The sequence below is a fragment of the Burkholderia sp. PAMC 28687 genome, assembly GCF_001577465.1.
Classification (GTDB): domain Bacteria; phylum Pseudomonadota; class Gammaproteobacteria; order Burkholderiales; family Burkholderiaceae; genus Caballeronia.
Genome location: NZ_CP014505.1, coordinates 1,453,527 through 1,472,460, shown reverse-complemented (window position 1 = coordinate 1,472,460; position 18,934 = coordinate 1,453,527). Strand labels below are relative to the sequence as shown.

Genomic DNA, 18,934 nt, shown 5'->3' with positions numbered 1-18,934 from the left:
GTTCCCGGTTCGACGTGGCGGATTCAGCGATCATTCAGCAGGCCAAGGCGTTCAGCATCACGGACCAGTGCGCGCGCGCGTTCGAAGAACGGCGGATCGATCATCTTTCCATCCACCACGTACGCACCGACGCCGCGTGCTTCGGCGTCGCGTGCCGCGTCGAGGACGCGCAACGCATGGGCGATCTCCTCGTCGGAAGGACGGAAGATTTCGTTGGCGAGCGCAATCTGGCCTGGATGGATGCAGCTCTTGCCGAGAAAACCCATCGACCGGGCGAGTTGTGCTTCGGCACGGAAACCCTCCTGGTCCTTGATGTCGGCGAACGCGGAATCGTAGGCGAACACACCCGCTTCGCCGGCCGCAATGCGCAAGCCGAACATGGCCTGCTGAATGGCAACTGCTTCGCGACGCGCAATACCGAGCGGCTCGAACAGATCGCCCAGGCCGAGTTGCAAGCCCGCGACGCGCGGGTGCGCAGCGGCAAGCTGGGCGGCGTGGCGTAATCCTTTGGGTGTTTCAATGTTAAGCAGCAGCCGGATCGGTGTGGTCACGCCGTTGGCCCTTTCGGCGCGCTCGAGCACAGTGGCGGCAGCGCGCACGTCGTCGGCCGATTCCGCTTTTGGCAGATTGATCAGATCAAGGCCGCGCTGTGCGATGGCATCGATGTCCGCATTGAAATAAGGCGTGTCGAGCGCGTTTACACGCACTATCAGTACCTTATTGGCGGCAGCGATGAGATCGGAGCGTAACAGGTCGCTCAGCGCAGCCCGTGCTTGCGGCTTGCGTTCGGGCGCAACCGCATCTTCGAGGTCGAATGAAACTGCATCGGCGGCGCTGGCTAAAGCCTTGCCGAACAACTCGGGTCGCGAGGCTGGCACAAACAGTTTGCTTCTCATGTCTCCGCTCTGATCTATTTGACTTATCACGATCCAGTCTAATTCCTGAATGAATTTAGATAAACTATCCGAACCTATCTTCAAAAGATGCAGAATCTATCTTTATGGACATCGCTTTTCTGGCGAATTTCTTATTGGTTGCCGACAGTGGTTCTATCGCGGAAGCAGCGCGCCGGATCGGGATAACACCGGCTGCGGTGGCCCAGCAGGTCCAGTCGCTGGAACGCGCATTCGGGGCCGAACTACTGGTTCGCTCGGGGCGCACGGTCATGCCTACGGAAGCCGGCTATCGCGTGATCCAGCGCGCGCGCAGCCTGGTGCACGACTTTTCGGAGTTGAAGGCGTTGGCGCTCGAAGACGACGCGGCGGGCGAACTGCGGATCGGCACGATTACAACCGCATTGCTGAGCCTGATGCCGGACGTCCTCTCCGCGTTCGCCAGGTCGTATCCGAACGCGAAGGTTTTGATCCGCGCCGGAACGTCGATGGAACTCTACGAAACGCTTCAGCGTGCCGACGTCGATATCGCCGTCTGTCTTCATCCGGGGTTTTCACTACCGAAAGCTTACGACTGGCACCTGCTGCGAGAAGAGCCGATCGTCGTGCTGGCACCAGCGCGTTTTGCCGCCCACGATCCGCACGGACTGCTTAGAAACGAGCCGTTCATCCGCTATGACCGCTCGCTTGGCGGTGGCAAGCAGGCTGACCGGTATCTGCGCGCGGCGAAGATCATGCCGCGCGAACTGTTCGAATTGAATTCTTTGATGGCGATTGCAATGATGGTGGATCGCGGACTCGGCGTGTCGCTCGTGCCGGATATCGTGTCACCCCTGACAGTACATCTGGACATCGCGAAACTTGCACTGCCCGTTCACACCGAGCCGCGTCGATTCGGCGTGCTGTGGAACCGGGCGTCGCCGAGGGCACGCTTGATCAAGGGCTTCCTCGCGTGCGCCGACGCCGTCCTCGGAGCCGAGCGCAAGTAGAAGCACATCCCCGCCCGACGAACTGTTTTTTTCCGATGAGCCCAGCGTCATGGTAATTAACCGGAAAGATGCTCCATGTCCGATTTCAAGACTACCTTTTCGCATCCTCTATGATCTGGAATGAACACAAATCCTTCGCGGTCTTATGTTGCTATCGGCGGTTCCGGCTCTGAAGGCCTGGACAACCTACGTGAATTGATGGAAATCTGGCCTACAGGGCTGGACGTAACCGTGTTGGCGGTGCTTCATCGCCCGAGCGGTCACGTGAGTTACCTCGCCGATATCCTTCGCCGTTCCAGCAGCCTTCCCGTGGAGATTGCGAGCAACGGCCAACTAATGGAGCCGGGCGTTTGTTATCTTGGAACACCCGACGCGATTCTGACATTGGGAAGTCAAGGCGAGGCGCAGCTCATTGACGGTCGCAATGACAAATTACGCAATCGGACTGTGGACGAGTTATACAAATCCGTCGCTCTGCATGCCGGCAATCGAAGCGTTGCAATCCTTCTGTCAGGTGCGCTTGACGACGGCTCCCGGGGTACGGAAGCCGTTCACCACGCCGGTGGCCTGACGTTTGTTCTGGAACCAGGCGCCAAACCCAAAGGCATGCAGCAAAACGCGATTGATTTCGACGGTCCGATCAGCTATGTGGGGTCTTTGCCTGACATCGCCGAACTGTTGAGGGTGTTGCTCCCCGCATCGAATGGTGGCTAGACGCGGGTCGGCACAGTTGTCGTCTCCAAGATGTAATCGGCGCTCTCGTGTGAGATCCTGAACACTCGGCCTGCCCATACTTCACAATCCCGTTGATGGACCGCAACCCAGTGCGGCGGCAATGACGGTGTGGCGGATGACTCTCATATCGGCTCCTTTCGTGTGATGCCAGCGGTTCGCCGTATCGATGCAGGCAGTGTGAGCTGTGAAAGTGGGGAAAGAATGCGCACGCAAACCAAAGGTTTTTGTGGCGACCTGGACCACTTTCCAGAAAGGGAACGCCATGATTGAAGACGCACATACCACCCGAAATCGGCTCAACGCGGCAGTGTGCTGGCTGGATCGCGTCGACCCGGGTACGCATCGGCGCATCAAGGGGTTGCGGCTCGTGACCGCTTACGGCATTGCGGCGGCGCTCGGGACGCTTCACGACGTTGCGATCGGCTTGCCAGGCAGCGCGTCGCTCGGCTTTCTCGCGGGCAACATTGCGCTCTGGGCAAGCGTGTCCGAAGGCAAGACGACGCGAGCCCAGTCGAGCCGCGATCTAGCACTATTGAGTCTCGCGGCCGCGCTGGGCGCGCTCGTATTCGTGGTCATGTCCCGCCCGTTGGCGCTCGCCGGTCTGGCGAGGCCGGAACTGGTTCTCGTGAGCGGCGCGTTCCTCACCGGATATCTGAAGCGGTTCGGGGTGCTGGGCGCGGGCATCGGGTCGCAGGTTTTTATCGGCGAATTGCTCGCTTATGGCGCACGGCTCACCACTGCGGATCTACGCGCCATAAGCGTGGCGGCATCGATCGCGGCGGTCGCGTCGATTGTGCCGCGCGTGCTGAGCGGGCCCGCCGAGCGCCCCGTTTCCATCGCGGCGCTCTCTGCCGGCCCGGCCTCCGACTCCCATCGATGCTCGCCCGAATTCTGCATGGGGCTTCAGGCGTCGATCGCGGCGTTGGTCATCGTCGGTCTGAACGAATCGATTGGCCTCGTTGAATCGTCGTGGGCAATCACTGCCTGCACGTATGTCGTCGCGGGATCGGCGAGCGGCACAATGCTGCGCGTGCGACGGCGGATCGTCGGCACGCTGATCGGCGTGCCGTTGGGCCTCGCCTGTCTGCCCGTCGCGGAACATGCGCCGCTGCTGATATGGATCGCCGCCGCGCTCGCCATCATCGTCTACGCAATGGCCCTACCGGAGCGCTACGACATTGCGTGCGGCGCATTCGCGTTCACGCTGATCGTGACGCTTGCGGCAAGCGGCGTGCATTCGCTTGCGTTGCTCGTCGCCCGCGCCTGGGAAACGCTGCTCGGCGGCACACTCGGCCTTGCCGCCGCCATGTTCATTTTTCCGCTTAGAGAGCCGTCAGCGGCATCATCGAAAGGAGTCGTTGACGACATCGACTGATACGAAGAATCAGGCCGTAAAAATTGACAGCCTCGTGAATCGATGTGAAGAGATATCGCCGTTACCCGTTCGGTCTGCGTTTCGTCGTTCGAAGCGGCGTGCTCAACAGAACGGGCACAAGCGCAAAGCGCTTTTGGCAGTTCGAGACAATTTCCAGACTTAAGGAACGTGCATGAAACCCAGTGCGATGGCATGAGTCTCTCGGGACTTTGGGCGCTAGTGGTGGTAGTGCTCACGGCCGGCCGGATCTGATTGATGTCAGGGAACGCCCGCCGATGAAGATGGCATTATTTCAATAGCTACCCTGTGGAGGTGTCTGGTCATGAGCGAAGAAACGCAGGTGGATTCATTGCGGCTACTGACAAGCCCGGTCCTAGTCCGCGACATGGGCAGTTTCCATGTGGGCGGAGAAATGTTGAGCCTTCAAGGAATGCCGCTTCGTGAGCGGGTCAGTACCAATCAAGGGGCGATTCACCCGGTCGATCAGAACGGCGAGATCATTGCCGGCCAGATGTACGTCCAGTACGTCAAACTCGAACGTCCGACCAGCAAATGGCCCCTGCTGCTGTGGCATGGAGGCGGCATGAGCGGCGTCAACTGGGAAACGACACCCGACGGCCGCCCCGGCTGGCAGATGTTCTTCCTGCGGGCGGGATTTGACGTTTATGTTTCGGATGCGGTCGAGCGAGGCCGTGCTTCATGGGCGCCCTATCCCGAGGTCTATGACGAAGCGCCGTATTTCCGCACCGCGCGAGAAGCATGGGAAGAGACCTTTCGGTTTGGGCCCGTTGGATCATGGCATCGCGACCCGGGAGCGAGGTACCCACACCCTGGCGTGCGCTTCCCGGTCGAGTTGATGCAAACCTTCATGAACCAGTTCGTTCCCCGCTGGTCGACGAACAACGAGCGCACGCAACGCGCATACGACGCTCTTGTCGGCAAACTCGACGCCAGCATCATTCTCACGCACAGCCAGGGCGGCAATTTCGGGCTGACCGCTGCGCTAAATGCGCCGGAACGAATCAAGGCAGTCATCTCGCTTGAGCCATCGGGCGCCCCTTCTGCCGATCAAAACGATGCTGCCGCGCTCAGGCATGTGCCTCATCTTTTTGTTTGGGGCGACTTTCTCGATCGGCACTCGTTCTGGGTCGACTCGGTGCCGAAAGTGCGTCGCTGGTACGACGCGCTGGCGGCTGCGGGCGCCGATGTCGAATGGATCGATTTGCCCGCGCGCGGCATTACGGGCAATTCTCACGCCCTCATGGCCGACGACAACAGCGATACTATCGCAATGATCGTGCTTGACTGGCTACGCAAGCGTGGTCTGGCAATCTGAGCGAAGGTCGGGGCAGCACGAACGCCGCAATACGGCCCGCCTACGCTCAAGCATTTCGCGGATGCCGAATGGCTTGCGGGGGCAATCGTCGGATCCAACATCAAGACTGTGCACACGCGTTTCGAGATCATTCACTGCATTGAGCGTCAGCACGGGAACATCGTTGCGCGCAGTACGTTACGCGTTTTACAGATCGATACCGCATGCGCCCAAGAGAGAAACATCGAGCAGCACGACAGCGTAATACGCCGTCGCGATGCCCAAGCTCCCAGACTTGCCGTCGCGCACCCATTCGACACAGCAATCCGCCCTCTCCAATCACCCACCCCAAATCCACGGCCGCTGTACACGATCGTTCTCTTCCCACTGCGCAATGACCGCGGCGCTTTTCATGGTGCGAGAAATTTCATCCAGACCTTCAAGCAGCGCTTCGCGCCGGATCGGTTCAATGTCGAACGGGAAAGCGTGGGAGCCTGAACTCACCATTTGTTTTTCCAGATCGACCTCGACGGCCTGACCCAGCATCGCGATTTCGTTTGCAGGCAGACGAACCGGCAACAGGCCATTCTGAAAGCAATTGTTGTAGAAAATGTCGCCAAAGCTTTCGGCAATCACACAGCGTATGCCGGCAGCCATCAGAGCCCAAACGGCGCCTTCGCGCGACGAACCACAACCGAAGTTTTCTCCGGCGAGCACGATCGGGGCCCCGCGAAACGGGGCCTGGTTCAGCACGCATGCTGGATCTTCACTGCCATCCGGCCGGAAGCGCAGCGCTTCAAATGCATAGGGACCCAGATCCTGCCGGGCGTTCTGCGTGAGACGTTCTATCCGTATCACCGTGTCAGTGTCGATATTCGACCTCAGCAGTGGTGCTGCAACACCGCTAAGCATAGTGAACTTATCCATGACGGTGCCTTCGTGCGTCGGTGATTACGCCGGTGATGGCCGCAGCAGCAGCGCTTTGTGGGCTCACCAGATGCGTGCGCGCGCCCGGGCCCTGACGGCCGATGAAGTTACGGTTGGTCGTTGAAACCGAGCGCGCGCCAGGCGGTACGGTCTCACCATTGGCCGCAACGCACATGCTGCATCCCGGCTCGCGCCATTCGAAGCCAGCGGCAATGAACACGCGGTCGAGACCCTCCGCTTCGGCATCGCGCTTGACTGTCTCGGAACCCGGCACGACCCAGGCATGCACGCCCTTCGCAACCTGCTGTCCGCGAATCACGGCTGCCGCGCTGCGCAGGTCGGACAGCCGCGAATTCGTGCATGAGCCGATAAACACCCAGTCCACCGGCGTTCCCTCCAAGCTTTGTCCCGCAGCGAGCCCCATGTAGTCCAGTGCGTCGCGCCAGGCTGCGCGGTGCTTGTCGTCGGGTGCGCAGGCGGGATCGGGCACGGCCCCATCGATAGCCATTACATGCTCGGGACTCGTGCCCCACGTGATCATCGGCTTGATTCCGGTCGTGTCGATGTGCACTTCACGATCGAAAACTGCGCCTGGATCAGAAGGTAGCGTGCGCCAGTGCGCCACCGCCATGTCGAACATCGACCCATTCGGCGCCCGGTCGCGTCCCCTGAGATACGCGTACGTGGTGTCGTCGGGCGCAATCATCCCGACCTTCGCGCCGATCTCTATGGAGAGATTGCAAAGCGTAAGGCGCGCTTCGATGTTCAGCGCCCGTACCGTTGAACCCGCGTATTCGACGGCATACCCCGTTCCCGCCTTGGCCCCGAGTTTGCCGATCAAATACAACACCAGGTCTTTCGCCGTGACGCCGTCCTGCAGCGGACCGTCGAAGGTGACGCGCAGCGTCTTTGGCTTCTGCTGCCAAAGCGTCTGCGTGGCAAGGGCATGCACCAGCTCGGACGCGCCAATGCCAAACGCCAGCGCGCCAAGGGCGCCATTCGTGCATGTATGACTGTCGCCGCAGACCAGCGTGCTGCCCGGCAAGACGATCCCGAGCTCTGGCCCCATCACGTGAACGATACCGTGCCCGATCTCACCGGTATCGAAGAAACGGATGCCTTGCGCGGCCGAACGTCCCTTCAGACCTGCCCACAACTTTGCGCCGCCGGGATACGTTTGACCGGTTCTCCCCGGCGCGCTCGATACGGCGTGATCGGGCGTGGAAAACGAAAGCTCAGGATGCCGAACCGATAAGCCACGTTGCTCCAGCGCCGTCAGTGCGTTATTGCCGGACAGATCGTGCAACAACATCCGGTCGATGTGAAGCAGCGTCCACGCGTTGTCTGTGACCGTGATCGCATGCGCATCCCAGACTTTGTCGAACAGCGTTCTAACGGCGGCGTGCCGGTTAAGGCTTTCAATTTTATTCATGGACCTTCCTTCATCCGATGCGGGCGCAACGCGCGCCTGAGCATTCTGCTATTGATTTCCGCGCGGGAAAAACGCGGGTAATCCCTGCCTCAAACGTGCTTGCAGCGCGCAGACGGCTCCCATAAACTCCGAATAGACAGTATGTCTGTTTTTAAGACTGACAATCCAGAATCATCACCGGTCGAGAATCCAGATCTGTCGAAAAAATCACATGGAGAAGACATGAGCCTTAGGTACAAGCTGCTGATGCTGACGTGGCTGCTGCAGTTCGTGAACTACCTGGACCGGGTCAGCATCTCGGTAGCCGCACCCTCGATGATGAAAGCCTTGCACCTCGACGCCGCCCAGCTTGGCGTGATCTTCGCCGCGTTCGCGCTTGGCTACGCGCTGATGCAACTGCCGGGCGGCATGCTGTCGGACCGCTTCGGCACAAAGGCCCTGCTGGTCGTCGCGCCGCTCCTGTTCTCGCTGTTCACGGGATTGACCGGTCTGGTGTCGACCGTGACGGCAATGGTGGTCGTGCGCTTCTGCTTTGGATTGTCAGAGGGATCGTGCAATGCAGCGGTCTACAAACTGGTCGCTGACAACTTCAGCTCGAAGGACGCCGCCCGCGCGCACAGTGTGTGGCTGAGCGCGCTCGCAATCGGTCCGGCGGTGGTCGCGCCGGTCGTCGTTTGGCTGCTCGTGCGCGGTCCGTGGCAGCACGTATTTTTCTACTTCGCGATCCCCGGCGTGATCGTCTCGATTCTGATCTACGCGATGATTCCGCCGCAAGTCGCGGGCGCGAAATCATCGCTGGCGGAACGTGCGGAACGTCGCGCACACTGGAAGACATTCATCAGACTGAAAAGCACGTGGCTGCTGTTTTTCGGATACATGACGTTCAGCATCGGGTATTGGGGCTTCCTCGGCTGGGTGCCGAGCTATCTTTCGGCACAACGGCATATCGATTTGAAGGCGCTCGGCTTCGCGGCATCGATCCCGTACCTGTTCGGTTTTCTTGGACTGATCGTTTTCGGCACGCTGGGGAGCGGCACGCTGCATCGCAAGCGTCCAGTCATGCTTGCGCTTGGCTACACCGGCACCGCGATCGCGCTGTACTTCACTTTCACCGCCGACGACCCCGCAATGTGCATCGCCGGCCTCTCCGCGGCGGCTTTCCTGCTCTACGGCAGCCTTTCGCCGTACGCCGGTCTCGTCGCGCACCTGGCGCCCGAAGGCGCGCGCGGCGGCTATGCCGGCTTCATCAACACGGGCGGACAGATTGGCGGGTTGACGGCGCCCCTGGTGGTAGGCGCGATCGTGAAGACGAGCGGGTCGTACAACGGCGGGTTCATCTTCATGATCGGCGCACTGCTGATCGGCGCCGTGTGCTTTGCATTCCTCCAGACGCAGATGTCGCGACGCGCAGTACCGCTCGTGAACGCGCAAGCCTAGAGACCATCAGCGCATGACATCGCTTGGCGCGAACGGCGGTTCGAACAGTGCAGGATCACCGCCGAGGGCAGTAGTCAGCTCGGCGCCGGCTCGCATCACGAACGGCAGATAGAGTTTGAATTCCTTCTTGTCGAACCGGTAGCGAGGAATGCCCAGCGATATCGCACATATCAGTTTCTGCCCCACACCGAACACGGGCACTGCAATGGCAGCGCTCTCGGCATCGCGTTCACCAAGGGACACGGCATAGCCCGCGTCACGGACTTTCTTGAGCGTCGCGCCCTTGTCGCCTGCGAAGGCGAGCAGCACTTTGCCGGCGGCGCCCTTTTCGAGCGTGAGACGCTCTCCTTCGCGCACATGCATACGTACGGAGCGTTGCCATTCCAGCCGATAGAGACACAAGCGCACGTCGTCTTCCCTCACGTAGACAGCCGCGGTCTCGCCTGTCTGCTTGACCAGTTCGCGCAGCACCGGCAACGCGTAGTCCTGTAGCCGGAACGAGCCCTGGTAGATCATGCCGAGATGGAACAGCGTGGGGCCGAGCATGTAGCGGCCATCGGCAAGACGCTTGAGGTAGCCGAAGCTTTCCAGCGACTCGCACAAACGAAGGATGGTGCTGTGATAGAGACCCGTTGCCGCCGTGAGATCGGCGAGCGTCATGCCGTCGACGCTTTCTTCGAACGCCTTGAGAATGCTCAGCGCCCTGTTCACGGCTGCTACGCCTGTATCGGCTGGATTTGCCATGTCGTGTTGCCAATGATTTCGTTCGTCAATGTTATGCGGGGTCAGCGTCTCGCGCCCCGCGCGCGGCCTAAAAGTAAAGCAATTCAGGGCACTCCGCAAGGCGTGGCCGTCTGCTTAAATAGACATCATGTCTATTTCTGTGTAACCTGAATTCAGTGCCTCAATGCGCAACGCTCGGGAAACCCATGTCAAAGCTGCACAAGAAGGAATTCTCAAACGATGAAAACGGCCCGCTGCAGGGCTTGAGGGTCGTGGACCTGTCGCGCCTCGTGGCTGGCAATATGCTGACTCTGCAGCTTGCCGATTTCGGTGCAGATGTCGTCAAGGTCGAGCCCATTGCCGGCGATACCTTGCGTGCGTTCAAGACTGACGGCTACGAGATATTCTGGAAGACGTATGCGCGCAACAAAAAGAGCGTGTGCGTCGACTTTCGTTGCAAGGAAGCAATCGAACTCATAGCGCGCATGATCGACGATGCCGACGTGCTGGTCGAAAGTTTCCGACCGGGCACGCTGGAGGAAATGGGACTCGCGCCTGCAAGACTCCACGAACGCAATCCACGGCTCGTCATTGCGCGGATTTCGGGCTGGGGGCAAACCGGCATCTTCCGGAACAAGCCTGGTTTCGGCACGCTGGTGGAAGGGTATTCCGGCTTCGCGTCAATGAATGGCTTCGCTGATCGTGAACCGGTGCTGCCGCCGATGTTCCTCGGTGACATGACAACCGGCATCTATGGCGCCAATGCCGTGATGATGGCGCTCTGGCATACACGGGTGAACGGCGGTTGCGGGCAAGTGCTCGACATCTCTCTCTTCGAACCGACGCTCTCGATTCTCGGGCCGCAGGTTGCAAACTTCAAGCTCAATGGCCGCATCAAGCCGCGCACCGGCAGCCGCTCTGGCACGACGGCACCGCGCAATACCTACAAGACGGCGGATGGAAAGTGGCTCTGCGTTTCGACCTCGACACAGTCGATGGCGCAACGGCTGTTCGCGACCATCGGCAAGCCCGAACTGACCAGCGACGTGCGCTATGCAACCAACGCCGCCCGGGTGGCCCATGTGGAAGAGATCGATCGCATCGTAGGCGGGTTTATCGGCGAGCGGACGCTGAGTGAGAATCGCGCACTGTTCGATGCCGCCGATGTCACCGCCGGCCCCGTTTTCGACGCTGCGGATCTGCTCGAGGACCACTACGTGTGCGAGCGGGAAAGCATCGTGGAAGTCGACGATCACGAAGTCGGCCAGTTGCCGATGCACAACGTCGTTCCGCGTCTATCCGCAACGCCTGGCGGCTTTCGCTTTCCGGCGCCGCTCAAGGGCGAGCATAGCGGTGAAATCCTCGCGCCGCTTCTCGGCGACGCTGCGTATCGGAAACTCGTAACCGACGGTGTGATCGTGGAAACGGACCGCGAGCACGCGGTGATTGCGCCGGTCGCCTGAATCAATTTCCAACTGGAGACAGTGAATGAGTACCATCGAATCAGCAATCGATAGCCCCGCAGTCTGGAAAGGTCCCGACCTCGACTGGACCAAAGAAGGTTTGCATCTGCTCAGCGCGAGCGAGCTTGCCGAGATCGACCATGCGCTGCGCCACCTGCAGGCGCTGGGTAACATCGACTTTCCGGACATCACGCCAGAGACGTTTCCACTGGATGGCGTCGGCCAGTTGATGCGCGACCTGCCGCATTTCCTTGCCAATGGTCGCGGCTTCCTGATGCTGCGGGGACTGCCTCGCGACAAATATTCCGACGACGACATGGCGCAGATCTACGTTGGTCTCGGCTCGTACATCAGCCGCCCGGTCACGCAGTCGTATCTTGGCGATCTGCTCGGGCACGTCATGGATGTCAGCGACTACGAGCCGAAATCACGCGGTTATCGCAAGGGCGGCGGTCAATTGATGCACACGGACTCCTGCGACATCATTGGCCTGATGTGCTTGCGCACGGCGATTTCCGGCGGCGAAAGCCGCATTTCGAGTGCCGTTGCCGTGCACAATCACATGCTTGAACACCGGCCGGATCTGCTCGAGGTGCTGCGCGATGGACTGTTCCTCAAGCGTACCGACGAAGACGGCCGCCGTGCCACGCGCACGTTCAGCGAATTCAAGGTGCCGTTCTTTACAGGCGAAGGCCCACAGACCATCTGTTATTTGCCGACGGGATATGCGCGCCTCGCCGAGAAAAGCGGTGAACGTCCGTACTCGGCGCTTGAATCGGAGGCGTTGTATCAGGTACGGAAGATTTCGGCATCGCCGGAGTTCTATCTCGACATGGGCTTTCGCGATGGCGACATCCAGTTCCTCAATAACCGCGTGATGGTGCATGGCCGCACCGACTATCAGGACGCAAAGGCGCTCGAGGACCGGCGGCATCTGATGCGCCTGTGGCTCACCGCGGCTTCATGGCCTGCAATGCCTGACTCGCAGGTCTTCCACAAGGCAGAGGACTTGCGCTTGTGGTCGCAATATCGCAAGCCGTTCAGCGAAATGCCCTCGCACCATAACCGCTTGCTGCTCGAAGGCAATGCGGGCCGGATGGTCGACTGACGTGAGCCATCCGCCCATGAGAAGCAAGCTCTTCGTACCGGGCGCGCGCCCCGAATTGTTCCAGAAAGCCTTTGCCAGCAGTGCCGACGCAATCTCGATCGATCTGGAGGACGCGGTTCCGGAGACGATGAAAGCACATGCACGTGGTGACGTAGCCCGCTTCGTTCGCGATCTCGATCGCGATCATGGGAAGGTGATTCTCATCCGAATCAATCCGCTAGGTTCTATGCATTTCGACGCCGATCTCGACGCGCTCGTTGGCCTCGATTTCGATATCGTCAATCTGCCGAAGGCCGAGTCGGCGAACGATATCGCCACGCTTGCCGGCGCAATCGGCGAACTGGAAAAACAGCGCGCTCATCGCCGGCCGTTGAAGATCCTGGCGAACGTCGAGTCGCCTCGCGGCTTGCGTTTCGCCGCCGACATTGCTTTGGCGAGTCCGCGTGTCATGGGCTTGCAAATCGGGTATGGCGATCTTTTCGAGCCGCTGGACATCGGGCGCAAGCACGCGGGCGCGCTCGAACACGTGCAACTTGCAGTGCGGTTCGCGGCGGGCGAAGCCGGTATTGCCGCCTTTGACGGCGCATTTCCGGATATCGCCGATCAAACAGGCTTCCGCGAAGAAGCCATGCGCGCAAAAGCCCTCGGCTTTCGCGGCAAGAGCTGCATTCATCCAACGCAGATCGCGGCAGCCAACGAGGCATTCATGCCAAGCGGGACCGAAATCGCTTTTTCGCGCAAGGTAGTGGAGGCGTGGCGGAAAGCCGGCGCGCTGGGTCGAGGCGCGATCGTTGTCGATGGCATCATGATCGATGCCCCTTACGCCGCGAAAGCGGAAGCCGTTTTGCTGCAAGCACAACGCCTGGCGGTCTGAAATCACCCTGAAGGAGATGCGCATGTCGGACCCCGTTGCCTCTTCACGCTCGAAGCGCCTGCGTCAGTTGCTCGACAGCGGTCAATTGACCGTCGCACCCGGCGTTTATGATGGCCTGACCGCACGACTCGCCGAGCAAGCGGGTTTCTCAGCCCTCTACATGACCGGCGCGGGTACGTCAGCGTCGTTCGGCCTGCCGGACTACGGCCTCCTGACGATGACCGAGATGGTCGCCAATGCAGCACGCATCGTCGCATGCACGACGCTGCCGCTCATCGCAGATGCCGACACCGGCTAGGCCAGCGCCGAATTCCGGCGATCCATTCGGCGCTGGATGACAGGCGACTCCATCCCTTTCATCGCCGTGTTCTCTTCAATTTCAATCACTCGGCATGGGCCTTGTCGAAGTCCCAGACCGCCTGAAAGCCCATCAGTTCGCACATGGCTTTGAACGGCATCATGTTGGCCTCCGCGCCGGTGGTTCCCTTGAGCGCTTTTATTTCGCCATATACATTTTCGAGCGCGCGAGCGACGCTCAAGAATCCCGCCGACGGATAAATCGCAATCGAAAAGCCGAGTTCCTGCAACTCCGCCGGCGTCAGTTGCGGTGTCCTGCCGCCCTCCACCACGTTCACCAGCAAGGGCATATCGAACGACTTGCCGATCGTTTCGAGTTCCTCCACGGTCTCCGGCGACTCGATGAATACGACGTCCGCACCTGCTTTTGCGTAGGCTTCGCCACGGCGCAATGCTTCATCCAGGCCAAGCGTTGTCCGTGCATCTGTTCTCGCGATGATCTGGAAGTCCTTGTCCTCCCGCGCGTCGCTCGCGACCTGGATCTTCTTCACCATGTCGGCTATCGGAATCACGCGGCGCCCAGGCGTGTGCCCGCATTTCTTTGGAAACTCCTGGTCCTCTATCTGGATGCCGGCCGCGCCTGCGCGTTCGTAGCCACGAATCGTATGCGCCATGTTGAGCAGTCCGCCGTAGCCGGTATCCGCGTCGCAGACAAGCGGGGTCGTGGCAGCCGCGCAAAACGCCGTGACGCGATTGATCATGTCGGTGTATGTGGCAATCCCTGCGTCCGGCTCGCCAAGATAAGACGCAACCGTACCGAAGCCTGTCATGTACAGGCAGTCGAAGTTCATCGTGTCCGCGAGACGCACCGAGATCATGTCGAAGATGCCGGGCGCAACAACGATCTCGCCGGAATTGAGTCGTGCTTTCAGCGCTTTTCTACGGGAATTAGCGGTCATGTCGATTACCTTCTGAAATAAGTGAACAGAAAAAGATTAGCGAAACCAGTCAATGAACCCGCTCGCTGGGAATGTCCGTGGCTGGGCGATGCAACGACGGATCGCCCGGGACCACCGCGATTTCTTCGAGCGAGCGGCGGTTAGTCTCGACACCGAAGACGGCCAGTACGGCGACCATCAGGACCAATGCGCCGATAATGACCGACAGCACGTCCTTGATGCCGCCAGTGGCATACATGAGTACGACGATCTGCGGAGCGACGATGCCCGACAAGCGGCCGGCCGATCCGGCGATGCCATTGCCGCGCATCCGGTTCTCGGTGGCGAACAGCTCAGGAATGTATGTCGCGACGCCAAGCGCGACCATCAGGTAAGTCATCGTGAAGAGCAGAAAGCCGAGCAGCGTCGCCATTTCCACGCTGGTGGAATTGCCGTACAGCCACCCAACGATGGCGGCAAGGATTCCAACGCCGATGAGTCCGTTCTTGCGGCCGACGCGGTCCGCTATCAGCACGCCCACAAGCGCGCCCGCCGGTCCGCCCAGCGCCATCAGCGACGAGTAGCCAAGAGACGACGCCATGCCGTGTCCCTGCTTGATCAGAAAGGTGGGCACCCACACGATAAAACCGTAGATCACCACGTTGATCGCGATCTGGATCACCACCGCGAGCAGCGTCCGGCGCAACAACGGCGGCCGGAACAGACTGCCAAGCGACGTTGCCTTGATCGGAGCAGCCGCCGGTTCCACGATCGCGGGTAACGCGCGTCCTTGCGCAGTCTCCGCCTCGATGCCCGCCAGAATGGCTTCAGCTTCCTCGAAGCGTCCCTTGGATTCGAGCCAGCGCGGCGACTCCGGCATCTTCTTGCGCAGCACCCAGACACCGAGCGCGCCGACGCCGACAATTGCGAACATCGCCCGCCAGCCGATCGTAGGAATGATCAGATAGCCTATATAGGTCGAGAAAAACAGCGCGGAGTTCGTAATCAACGACAGATACGCCGACCACTTTCCCCGCACCGCCGGCGGAATGAATTCGCCTATCGAGCCATAGCCGACAACGATTTCCGCCCCCAATCCGAGCCCCATGAAAAAGCGGCAGGCGATCAGCCAGTTCATGCTTGGCGCAAGCGATCCCGCGATGGATGCAATACCGAAGATCGCCAGGTTGAACTGATAGGTGAACTTCCGGCCGTAGGCGTCGCCCAGAAATCCGGCCGTAAACGCGCCGATCAACATGCCGATGAAGGTCGACGACAGGAATGCCGCGTTCAACGTCATGCTCGACCAGCCGCTGCGCGACAGCGCACCGAGCACCCCGCCGGCAAGGTAGATATCGAAGGAATCGAGGAACATGCCACCGCCGATCAGCCACAAGATTCGCCGGTGAAACGATGAAGTCGGTAACCGGTCCAGTCTTGCGCCTGCATGTACCGTGCTCAGCATATTCGGACTCCGATGTAATGAATGTTATTGCTGCATGTAGACCCATGGACACCGCACCTTGCCGGCTTGCTGAAACGCGAGAATGCGCGCGTCGTGCCGGAGCGTCTGGTCGATCTCGTCAAGCCCTTCGAGCAGCGCGTCACGGTGGTGGCCGGGAAAATCGAAAGCGACAGGCGGCACACCGGGCGCGCTGACCGTGCGGCTGTGAAGGTCCGCGCAGAGCGGGTCGCCGCGCCCGGCTGCCGCAGCAAGCAGCTCGATTTGCGCCGCGCTCATGCGTATTGCCAACAGGCCGTTCTGAATGCAGTTTGCATAAAAGATGTCGCCGAAACTCTGCGCGATCACGCAGCGGATGCCGAACTCTTCCAGCGCCCAGACCGCCATTTCGCGTGAGCTGCCGCAACCGAAATTGCTGCCGGAAAGGAGGATTTTCGCGCCTCGGAACGGTGGCTGGTTGAGGATGAACGATGGGTTTTCGCTTCCATCGGCGTGATAACGCATCATCTCGAACGCCCACGCCTTGAACTGCCCGCGCTGCAATTGCGCAATGCGTTCGACACGCACGATCATGTCGGTATCGATGTTGTCGCGCAAAAGCGGCGCGGCAATGCCTTCACACACGGTGAATGCTTTCATGCGGCACGCTCCACGCCGGGCATGGCGATCTTCCCTGCTATGGCGCTCGCGGCCGCCACGCTAGGGCTGGCCAGATGCGTCAGTGCACCCGGCCCCTGCCGTCCCACGAAATTGCGATTCGATGTCGATACACATCGCTCTCCCGGGCCGACCAGATCGCCGTTCGCGCCAACGCACATCGAGCAGCCCGGTTCGCGCCACTCGAAGCCGGCAGCAATAAAAATCTGGTCGAGCCCTTCGCGTTCGGCGTGACGCTTGACGTCGATCGAGCCGGGTACGACCCATGCCTTCACATGGCGAGCCACGTGCAAGCCCTTAACCACGCCCGCGGCGTTGCGCAAGTCGCTGAGCCGGCTGTTCGTACACGAGCCAATGAAGACACGGTCGATCCGCGTGTCGTCGAGCCGTTGTCCCGCCTTGAGCTGCATGTAGGACAGGGCCTTTTCAAGCGCCTCGCGCCGCATGGGGTCGGGTTCATCCAGGGGATCGGGAACCCGCGCATCGATGGCCATCACGTGTTCGGGACTCGTGCCCCATGTCACTTGCGGGCGGATCTGCGTGGCGTCGACCGTGATTTCCTTATCAAAAACCGCATCGGTATCGCTTGCAAGCAGACGCCATTGCGAAATGGCCTGGTCAAGCGCCTCTCCCTTCGGCGCATAGTCGCGTCCTTCGATGTAAGCGAACGTGGTCCCGTCGGGCGCAATCATGCCGACCTTCGCGCCAAGCTCGATCGACAGGTTGCACAGTGTCAGACGCGCCTCCACGCGCAGCGCCTCGATTGCCGGTCCCGCGTACTCGACTGCATATCCCGTTGCCGCCGAGGTTCCAAGCACCCCGATCAGATACAGGATCATGTCCTTGGCTTCGACGCCCGGCCGCGTCTCTCCTTCGAAGCGCACCCGCATGGTGGCAGGACGTGTCTGGCGGATGGTCTGCGTCGCGAGTACATGAACCTGCTCGGTCGAGCCTATGCCGAACGCGATCGCACCGAGCGCGCCATGTGTGCACGTATGACTGTCGGCGCAAACGAGCAGCAGCCCCGGCAAGGTCAGTCCGAGTTCCGGACCGATCACGTGAACGATTCCCTGGCGGCCATCGTCGATATCGAAGCGCTCTATGCCAAGCCGGGTGGTCTGTTCCCGCAGCGTACTGATCGCAGTCGTGCTCCATTCGGCATCGCCCGCCGCGCGCCCTGGACGCGTGGAGATCACATGATCGACCGTGGCAAACGTCAGCTCGGGATTATGGACAGCGGCGCCACGCTGCTCGAGCTGGCGGATCGCAGCGACGCTCGTCAGCTCATGCATCAGGTGCCGGTCCACATGCAGCAGGCTGACGCCGCCGGGCAAGTCAGCAATCACATGCGCGTCCCAGATCTTGTCGAACATGGTTCTTGCCACGACTCGTCTCCCTGGCGTTTTGTCCCAATGACGGCTCGAGCCGTTTGTGCGCTGGTGTAGCGCTACATCGTGCAGCGCTACTTCGGCGGCTTGAGCGCCGGCAGCTTGACCAGCGCATCTGCCGAATGCCACAGGTGCTGCTGCATGGCTTTGCTTGCGGCATCCGGGTCGCCGGCCAGGATCCCCGCGGCAATCGCCTCGTGTTCGGCCAACGAGTTGCGCACGATCGCATCCACGCCGATGCGCTGGCGCAACTGGATCATGAAAACGGGCAATTGGTACCTGTCGATCAGTTCGCTTAACTGAGGGTTGTTGCACATGTCCACGATGATCCGATGAAACTGGCGGTTATCGACTACGAACGCCTGGAAGTCCGGGTGCGTGAAATGCCGCCGTCCGCGCTCCAGCACCTCGGTGAAGCGGGCGCGGTTATCGCCCTCGTCGATGACTTCGGCGGCACGCCGCGCGGCAAAACCTTCGAGCGCTTCTCGCACCTGGTACAGGTTCGCGATTTCATCGACGGACAAGTGACGGACCACCGCGCCGCGATTCGGAATCAGATCGACAAGGCCATCGGCGACAAGCCGCCTGAACGCTTCACGCAATGAACCCCGGCTGATCCCGAGTTCCTCGATCAGGTCGCGTGAAATCAGCCGCTGCCCGGGGACAAGGCGCCCTTCCAGGATTTGCTGTTTAAGCAGATCCGCTGTCCTGTCGACCGTTTCCCCGGTGCGAAGCAAGGGTTCGATCGCGGCTTGGGGCGCGTCGTCGAGCTGGTCAATGGATTCGTAGTTCATGGATCGATATGGCGGCCTTTTCGGCCTGCACAGAATTTTGTCTCAATGGAAACGCAAAGTTGGGCTCGCTGAAAGTGTAGGACAAAAAGGTGCCCACGCGCTGCTTCTAATTGAGACAAGACACGGA

General features: G+C 60.5%; 18 protein-coding genes. 9 read left to right on the top strand and 9 right to left on the bottom strand.

Annotated elements, in window-relative coordinates:
• Nucleotides 1-23 precede the first annotated feature (23 nt).
• Entirely contained in the window at nucleotides 24-896 is an 873-nt protein-coding gene (locus AX768_RS06810) for an HpcH/HpaI aldolase/citrate lyase family protein (protein ID WP_061999322.1), read from the bottom strand.
• Nucleotides 897-1,000: 104 nt separating this feature from the next.
• On the opposite strand from AX768_RS06810, the gene AX768_RS06805 reads away from it, so the two are divergent.
• The 4 genes from AX768_RS06805 (at nucleotide 1,001) to AX768_RS06790 (ending at nucleotide 5,328) form a co-directional block, all read left to right on the top strand.
• The gene (locus AX768_RS06805; RefSeq protein WP_061999321.1) at nucleotides 1,001-1,882 is read left to right on the top strand and encodes a LysR family transcriptional regulator; all 882 of its coding nucleotides are present in this window, start codon (nucleotides 1,001-1,003) and stop codon (nucleotides 1,880-1,882) included.
• Nucleotides 1,883-2,002: 120 nt separating this feature from the next.
• Nucleotides 2,003-2,596: a chemotaxis protein CheB gene (locus tag AX768_RS06800; RefSeq protein WP_061999320.1), complete on the top strand. Its 594-nt coding sequence runs from the start codon at nucleotides 2,003-2,005 to the stop codon at nucleotides 2,594-2,596.
• A gap of 283 nt (nucleotides 2,597-2,879) precedes the next feature.
• Nucleotides 2,880-3,992, top strand: coding sequence for an FUSC family protein (locus tag AX768_RS06795; protein WP_061999319.1), 1,113 nt, complete (start codon nucleotides 2,880-2,882; stop codon nucleotides 3,990-3,992).
• Between the two features lie 322 nt (nucleotides 3,993-4,314).
• Nucleotides 4,315-5,328 carry an esterase gene (locus AX768_RS06790; RefSeq protein WP_061999318.1) on the top strand — a complete coding sequence of 338 codons (1,014 nt, stop codon included), beginning with the start codon at nucleotides 4,315-4,317 and terminating at the stop codon, nucleotides 5,326-5,328.
• 318 nt (nucleotides 5,329-5,646) lie between these two features.
• Here the strand turns inward: AX768_RS06790 and leuD (AX768_RS06785) are convergent, their stop codons facing one another.
• Both leuD (AX768_RS06785) and leuC (AX768_RS06780) read right to left on the bottom strand, forming a co-directional pair.
• The gene (gene leuD, locus AX768_RS06785; protein ID WP_061999317.1) at nucleotides 5,647-6,234 is read right to left on the bottom strand and encodes a 3-isopropylmalate dehydratase small subunit; all 588 of its coding nucleotides are present in this window, start codon (nucleotides 6,232-6,234) and stop codon (nucleotides 5,647-5,649) included.
• Nucleotides 6,227-7,666 (bottom strand): 3-isopropylmalate dehydratase large subunit, encoded by a 1,440-nt coding sequence (gene leuC, locus AX768_RS06780; protein ID WP_061999316.1) that lies wholly within the window; start codon nucleotides 7,664-7,666, stop codon nucleotides 6,227-6,229. Before leuC (AX768_RS06780) ends, leuD (AX768_RS06785) begins: the two co-directional genes overlap by 8 nt.
• 222 nt (nucleotides 7,667-7,888) lie before the next feature.
• Here leuC (AX768_RS06780) and AX768_RS06775 point away from each other — a divergent pair, with 222 nt between their 5' ends.
• On the top strand, nucleotides 7,889-9,103 hold the full coding sequence (locus AX768_RS06775) for an MFS transporter (RefSeq protein ID WP_061999315.1): 1,215 nt from the start codon (nucleotides 7,889-7,891) through the stop codon (nucleotides 9,101-9,103).
• A 6-nt stretch (nucleotides 9,104-9,109) separates the two neighbouring features.
• Here the strand turns inward: AX768_RS06775 and AX768_RS06770 are convergent, their stop codons facing one another.
• Nucleotides 9,110-9,847, bottom strand: a complete 738-nt coding sequence (locus AX768_RS06770; protein WP_061999314.1) for an IclR family transcriptional regulator — start codon at nucleotides 9,845-9,847, stop codon at nucleotides 9,110-9,112.
• A 185-nt stretch (nucleotides 9,848-10,032) separates the two neighbouring features.
• Here AX768_RS06770 and AX768_RS06765 point away from each other — a divergent pair, with 185 nt between their 5' ends.
• From AX768_RS06765 to AX768_RS06750, 4 genes are read left to right on the top strand one after another with little or no spacing between them, the layout of a single operon-like run.
• Nucleotides 10,033-11,289, top strand: coding sequence for a CaiB/BaiF CoA transferase family protein (locus AX768_RS06765; protein WP_061999313.1), 1,257 nt, complete (start codon nucleotides 10,033-10,035; stop codon nucleotides 11,287-11,289).
• A gap of 25 nt (nucleotides 11,290-11,314) precedes the next feature.
• The gene (locus tag AX768_RS06760; RefSeq protein WP_061999312.1) at nucleotides 11,315-12,397 is read left to right on the top strand and encodes a TauD/TfdA family dioxygenase; all 1,083 of its coding nucleotides are present in this window, start codon (nucleotides 11,315-11,317) and stop codon (nucleotides 12,395-12,397) included.
• A 16-nt stretch (nucleotides 12,398-12,413) separates the two neighbouring features.
• Nucleotides 12,414-13,271, top strand: a complete 858-nt coding sequence (locus AX768_RS06755) for an HpcH/HpaI aldolase/citrate lyase family protein (protein WP_062000835.1) — start codon at nucleotides 12,414-12,416, stop codon at nucleotides 13,269-13,271.
• A 22-nt stretch (nucleotides 13,272-13,293) separates the two neighbouring features.
• A complete protein-coding gene (locus tag AX768_RS06750; protein ID WP_062169889.1) occupies nucleotides 13,294-13,569 on the top strand; it encodes an isocitrate lyase/PEP mutase family protein in 276 nt (91 codons plus the stop codon).
• An 85-nt stretch (nucleotides 13,570-13,654) separates the two neighbouring features.
• Here the strand turns inward: AX768_RS06750 and AX768_RS06745 are convergent, their stop codons facing one another.
• The 5 genes from AX768_RS06745 to AX768_RS06725 all read right to left on the bottom strand — a co-directional run bounded on the left by AX768_RS06745 (nucleotide 13,655) and on the right by AX768_RS06725 (nucleotide 18,807).
• A complete protein-coding gene (locus tag AX768_RS06745) occupies nucleotides 13,655-14,527 on the bottom strand; it encodes an isocitrate lyase/PEP mutase family protein (RefSeq protein ID WP_172811926.1) in 873 nt (290 codons plus the stop codon).
• Nucleotides 14,528-14,576: 49 nt separating this feature from the next.
• Nucleotides 14,577-15,971 (bottom strand): MFS transporter, encoded by a 1,395-nt coding sequence (locus AX768_RS06740; RefSeq protein ID WP_061999309.1) that lies wholly within the window; start codon nucleotides 15,969-15,971, stop codon nucleotides 14,577-14,579.
• A gap of 24 nt (nucleotides 15,972-15,995) precedes the next feature.
• Entirely contained in the window at nucleotides 15,996-16,607 is a 612-nt protein-coding gene (gene leuD / locus AX768_RS06735) for a 3-isopropylmalate dehydratase small subunit (protein ID WP_061999308.1), read from the bottom strand.
• Nucleotides 16,604-17,998, bottom strand: a complete 1,395-nt coding sequence (gene leuC / locus AX768_RS06730; RefSeq protein ID WP_061999307.1) for a 3-isopropylmalate dehydratase large subunit — start codon at nucleotides 17,996-17,998, stop codon at nucleotides 16,604-16,606. The genes leuD (AX768_RS06735) and leuC (AX768_RS06730) overlap by 4 nt, the downstream gene beginning before the upstream one ends.
• Before the next feature lie 89 nt (nucleotides 17,999-18,087).
• Nucleotides 18,088-18,807, bottom strand: a complete 720-nt coding sequence (locus AX768_RS06725) for a GntR family transcriptional regulator (RefSeq protein ID WP_061999306.1) — start codon at nucleotides 18,805-18,807, stop codon at nucleotides 18,088-18,090.
• Between the last annotated feature and the right edge of the window lie 127 nt (nucleotides 18,808-18,934).

Excerpts from the sequence above, each read along its gene's own strand:
- AX768_RS06805 (WP_061999321.1), top strand. The coding sequence starts at position 1,001 with ATGGACATCGCTTTTCTGGCGAATTTCTTATTGGTTGCCGACAGTGGT.
- AX768_RS06760 (WP_061999312.1), top strand. The coding sequence starts at position 11,315 with ATGAGTACCATCGAATCAGCAATCGATAGCCCCGCAGTCTGGAAAGGT.
- leuC (WP_061999307.1), bottom strand. The coding sequence starts at position 17,998 with ATGTTCGACAAGATCTGGGACGCGCATGTGATTGCTGACTTGCCCGGC.
- leuC (WP_061999316.1), bottom strand. The coding sequence starts at position 7,666 with ATGAATAAAATTGAAAGCCTTAACCGGCACGCCGCCGTTAGAACGCTG.
- AX768_RS06750 (WP_062169889.1), top strand. The coding sequence starts at position 13,294 with ATGTCGGACCCCGTTGCCTCTTCACGCTCGAAGCGCCTGCGTCAGTTG.
- AX768_RS06765 (WP_061999313.1), top strand. The coding sequence starts at position 10,033 with ATGTCAAAGCTGCACAAGAAGGAATTCTCAAACGATGAAAACGGCCCG.
- AX768_RS06740 (WP_061999309.1), bottom strand. The coding sequence starts at position 15,971 with ATGCTGAGCACGGTACATGCAGGCGCAAGACTGGACCGGTTACCGACT.
- AX768_RS06745 (WP_172811926.1), bottom strand. The coding sequence starts at position 14,527 with ATGACCGCTAATTCCCGTAGAAAAGCGCTGAAAGCACGACTCAATTCC.
- leuD (WP_061999317.1), bottom strand. The coding sequence starts at position 6,234 with ATGGATAAGTTCACTATGCTTAGCGGTGTTGCAGCACCACTGCTGAGG.
- AX768_RS06755 (WP_062000835.1), top strand. The coding sequence starts at position 12,414 with ATGAGAAGCAAGCTCTTCGTACCGGGCGCGCGCCCCGAATTGTTCCAG.
- AX768_RS06725 (WP_061999306.1), bottom strand. The coding sequence starts at position 18,807 with ATGAACTACGAATCCATTGACCAGCTCGACGACGCGCCCCAAGCCGCG.
- leuD (WP_061999308.1), bottom strand. The coding sequence starts at position 16,607 with ATGAAAGCATTCACCGTGTGTGAAGGCATTGCCGCGCCGCTTTTGCGC.
- AX768_RS06790 (WP_061999318.1), top strand. The coding sequence starts at position 4,315 with ATGAGCGAAGAAACGCAGGTGGATTCATTGCGGCTACTGACAAGCCCG.
- AX768_RS06775 (WP_061999315.1), top strand. The coding sequence starts at position 7,889 with ATGAGCCTTAGGTACAAGCTGCTGATGCTGACGTGGCTGCTGCAGTTC.
- AX768_RS06810 (WP_061999322.1), bottom strand. The coding sequence starts at position 896 with ATGAGAAGCAAACTGTTTGTGCCAGCCTCGCGACCCGAGTTGTTCGGC.
- AX768_RS06770 (WP_061999314.1), bottom strand. The coding sequence starts at position 9,847 with ATGGCAAATCCAGCCGATACAGGCGTAGCAGCCGTGAACAGGGCGCTG.
- AX768_RS06795 (WP_061999319.1), top strand. The coding sequence starts at position 2,880 with ATGATTGAAGACGCACATACCACCCGAAATCGGCTCAACGCGGCAGTG.
- AX768_RS06800 (WP_061999320.1), top strand. The coding sequence starts at position 2,003 with ATGAACACAAATCCTTCGCGGTCTTATGTTGCTATCGGCGGTTCCGGC.